This is a genomic window from Rickettsia sp., from assembly GCF_965035265.1.
The window spans coordinates 1-4028 of the sequence record NZ_CBCDJS010000107.1 but is presented as its reverse complement, the minus strand read 5'-3'; the positions used below and the strand labels follow the sequence as shown (position 1 = coordinate 4028).

Below are 4028 nucleotides of genomic sequence, written 5' to 3'. Positions count from 1 at the left end.
CCATATTCACCGGATTTAAATCCGATAGAAAAATTCTGGGCTAATATGAAACGATGGATTAAGAATAAAATTACTGAATTCGCAAACTTGTACGAAACTTTAAAAAAGTTTTTTACTGCACCTAATACTATATGATTTACTATATAGGTATCTCTTTGGCAAGTTCCATATAACGAGAAGATGGAAATTGTGTATTATGAAAGGTAAAAGTTTGATTGCTTTTAAGCAATTCGTGGTCATTATTTATTATTTGTGCATCTTCAATTGGATATGCATCATTACCATCAATTAAACAAGAGAATATATAACTTAAAGCAGCTAGTTGCATGCTTGGTGACCAGTTTATAGGATTCCAAGAAGACCAAATGCTAGACGCTATATATTTAATAATTTCCTTATTAGTTTGCATTTTATTATATCCTGTTTTGGTTAAGGAAATACAGCTTCAACCATTAAGCTCTTGACACCAAATTTTGCAAGATTTGCTTATACTCACGTATTAATATACGCTCCGTTAAGCTCACTTTTAAATTTAGTGTCAATACCATAATGCTTTTTGCTGTATATTAAATGAATTTATAAAAGATACTAAAATTTTATTAAAAATCATTAATAATTTGGTGATAATTGTGTGAATTATACACAAACTATAAAGCTATAAATAGTAACATTAAAAAGTTGTTTACTTTCTCTAGTTTCATACTTAGGATATTTCTATTTTAAGTGTAAACTTCTTTTTATGTACAACCAATCTAATGAACAAATCAAATCTATCCTCGATGTATGGAGAGCTATTGAACACTTAACTCCTTTCAAGAATGAAAATTTGCAACAATATTTTGAAGCTGTAGAAGAATATAAAGAAAAGAAATTATTAGATGAAAAATTTAGCCATAAATTAAAGGATGAAGAAGCACTTTTTTTATTGGAAGATAAGCCATTTGAAGAATTTGATAAAAAGGACCTTGATATAAATCAAGATGAAAATGACGTAGCGGTCTATTGGAATATTTATTTAGGATACTTAAAATGGTCAGAAGCCGAAATTGATATTTTAAAAAAATTAGTAATCTAACACAAATCAATACAGAAATTTTACAAGATCACGTAAATCAAGATACTGCAACCATTACTCCTATTGCTGCATTAACTATTAACGAAAATATGATTTATGAAAAAGACTCAATGGTTATTTCCACGGCTGCATATGCTTTAGGCGAAATTACCAAAGATGATTTTTGTGAAAATGATCTTACAAAATTAATTAATTTCGATGATATAGATAATAGCTTAATACGTGAATCACTTAACTACGGTAAAGTTATAAACGAAGGGCAAATACAACTAGATTTAGAGATAATTAATCGTATTATTGATTTTTTAGTTGCATCATTAAAGATTAAGTCAAAATATTTAATTGATCGTTCTGAAATTTGTGTAAGAAGAGTTATTGCATCAAAAAAGAAAAAGCCAGAAGAGAATAAAGCAAAAGAGAGCGAAGAAAATGATAACAAGACAAAGGCAGATGAAGCAAATAATGTAGAAAATACTAGTTCTTCATTATCGGCACCGTCTTTAGAAATGTTTAATAGTTTTTTTCTTAAACCTCTCAATTCGCTTAGAAAAAATGCAGAAAATATTACTAAAGATTCAGCAATTTCTAAATATTTAGGATTAGAAAGAAAACCAAATTCTATAGATATTTTAGAGGACTTAGAGGCTTTTAAACACTTACTGCAACCAAAAGAAATGCAGCTTAGCCGTTGGCCTTCTTCACCGAAAAATACTTTAGCTGCTTTGCAAGCAGCGGCAATTAACTCAATATTACCTTCGTCAGAAAAGCTTTTTGCTGTTAACGGCCCGCCTGGTACCGGTAAAACCACTTTAATGTTTGATATAATCACAAATCTTTATGTTGAACGTGCTTTAAAAATGTCACAATTAAAACATCCGGAGGATGGTTTTGATAAACAAAATCATGTACACGAACAACAAAATTCAAACAAAAAACCCTTTAAGCATAATATAAAGACTTTAAAAACGGAATTACAAAATTATAGTATTGTTATCGCTTCTTCTAACAATAATTCTGTTGAAAATATCTCTAAAGAGCTGCCACTTAAAACTAAAATAGATCTCGTTTACCACGATGAATTAGATTTTTTCAGTCGACTTTTAACCAATAAAGATAGTTGGGGTATATTTTCAGCAGTTCTTGGAAATTCTAAAAATAGGAGAAAGTTTATTGAACGGTTTTGGGATGTTAGAAATGAGAAAGATAATAATAAATCCAAAACTTTCACGATGCGTCAATATTTAAATTTACTAAATAATAATAACCATAAGGATCATGCACCTGCAAACTACAAACCTAAATATTGTAATTCAACTTCAGAGCTAGAAGCAAAATGGTTTCAGGAATGCCAAGAATTTAAAGAATTACATAAAAAAATCACCGATATCTATGATGCTATCGATATAGTGATTATTAACAATAAGATAAAAAAAGATATTTTAAGTAAATATAAAATTATAATTGATGATGAAAACCTTACAAATGCAATTGCTAAGCTAAATATTATATTAAGAAATATTGATCAAGAATTAGAAAAAATAGCAAGAAATTTTAAAGGATTTAAATTTGAATTGTCTGAAAAGGTTCATAAATTTTTTAATACCAAAAAATATCAATATTCCCTAGAAAAAGAAAATAAATTAAAAACTTCAAGGGAAATAATAGAGCTGCAAGATGTTTTACATATACTAGTAAAACCTACCGAGCTTTTAAAAGAATACGGCTTTGACACTAAAAATTTTGAAGATGATTATTTTTGGCAAATTTGGGAAGAACAAAGTAATAGGCTTCATAAAACCACCCCTTATTTTAACGAAAAGTTTGAGCAACTTAGATCAGAATTATTTATTAAAGCTACCAAAATACATGAAGTTTTTATAAATGCGAATGCTGATATTTTTTGGTGTAGTTTGAATTTATTTTCAACTATTTTAACTACATCATCTATGGATATAGATCATAAAATTTGGCAAACAGTTTGGCAAAACTTTTTTATGGTTGTACCGGTAGTATCAACTACTTTCCATTCTTTCGATAATATGTTTAAGTATTTCGATCATAATAATATTTCTTGGCTTATTATTGATGAAGCCGGACAAGCTCAACCACAATATGCTGCCAGTGCTATATATAAATCAAAGAATGTAGTAGTAGTAGGCGACCCGATGCAAACTCAGCCTGTTTCTACACTTAAACAAAAATTAATTGAAAAACTATGTGAAAAATTTAATGTTTCATTTCCAGATTGGTCGCCTTCCAAAGTTTCTGTGCAGCATTTAGCCGATCGTAATTCGTTGTATCAAACTAAATATAATAAAGCTCTAGTTGGTTTTCCTTTACTAGTTCATAGAAGATGTCAAAATCCAATGTTTGATATCTGCAATAAAATTGCCTATGACGATAAAATGATTTTTGCAGTTTCGCCGTCAAAATCTGTAATTAGTGATATTTTGGGTAATTCACGATGGATAAATGTTGAAGATAATAATAACAAAAAAGGTAAGCATGAGTCTAAAGCAGAATTTGATGTATTATATCAATTACTTAAATCTATTTTAAATAAACCTAATTCAAAGGAGTTATTAGAGCAGATTTATGTAATCACTATGTATAAAAGTTTTAAACTTTATATTCAAAAAAATATAAAAGATAAAATATCAAATTTAACTAAAGATCAAAAATTACCGGAATATATAAAAGATTTTTGTGATAGAAACATAGGTACTATTCATTCTTTTCAAGGGAAAGAGGCAGATACGGTTATTATGTTGCTTGGAGCTCAGCGACCTGGCGACGTCGGGACTAGAACCATAATGACCGATAAACCGAACGTCTTAAACGTCGGTATCAGTAGGGCTAAAAATAACCTTTATGTTATCGGTAACCTTGAGATTTGGCTAAAACATAAATATATGAAAGAAATATATAATATGCTTGGTGATCAGACTTGATT

General features: G+C 28.8%; 4 protein-coding genes. 3 read left to right on the top strand and 1 reads right to left on the bottom strand.

Features of this window, described 5'->3' with window-relative positions:
• Positions 1 to 135: transposase (locus tag AC1Z7D_RS06290; protein ID WP_482601297.1), on the top strand; the 135-nt coding region annotated here is incomplete at its 5' end.
• 4 nt (positions 136 to 139) lie between these two features.
• On the opposite strand, the gene AC1Z7D_RS06285 is transcribed toward AC1Z7D_RS06290, so the two are convergent.
• Positions 140 to 409, bottom strand: coding sequence for a hypothetical protein (locus AC1Z7D_RS06285; protein WP_482602941.1), 270 nt, complete (start codon positions 407 to 409; stop codon positions 140 to 142).
• 330 nt (positions 410 to 739) lie between these two features.
• On the opposite strand from AC1Z7D_RS06285, the gene AC1Z7D_RS06280 reads away from it, so the two are divergent.
• Together AC1Z7D_RS06280 and AC1Z7D_RS06275 are read left to right on the top strand one after the other, a co-directional pair.
• Positions 740 to 1075 (top strand): hypothetical protein, encoded by a 336-nt coding sequence (locus tag AC1Z7D_RS06280; protein ID WP_482602939.1) that lies wholly within the window; start codon positions 740 to 742, stop codon positions 1073 to 1075.
• A gap of 89 nt (positions 1076 to 1164) precedes the next feature.
• Complete coding sequence (locus tag AC1Z7D_RS06275) at positions 1165 to 4026, top strand: DEAD/DEAH box helicase (RefSeq protein WP_482602937.1); 2862 nt, start codon at positions 1165 to 1167, stop codon at positions 4024 to 4026.
• Positions 4027 to 4028: the final 2 nt, after the last annotated feature.

Excerpts from the sequence above, each read along its gene's own strand:
- AC1Z7D_RS06285 (WP_482602941.1), bottom strand. The coding sequence starts at position 409 with ATGCAAACTAATAAGGAAATTATTAAATATATAGCGTCTAGCATTTGG.
- AC1Z7D_RS06280 (WP_482602939.1), top strand. The coding sequence starts at position 740 with ATGTACAACCAATCTAATGAACAAATCAAATCTATCCTCGATGTATGG.
- AC1Z7D_RS06275 (WP_482602937.1), top strand. The coding sequence starts at position 1,165 with ATGATTTATGAAAAAGACTCAATGGTTATTTCCACGGCTGCATATGCT.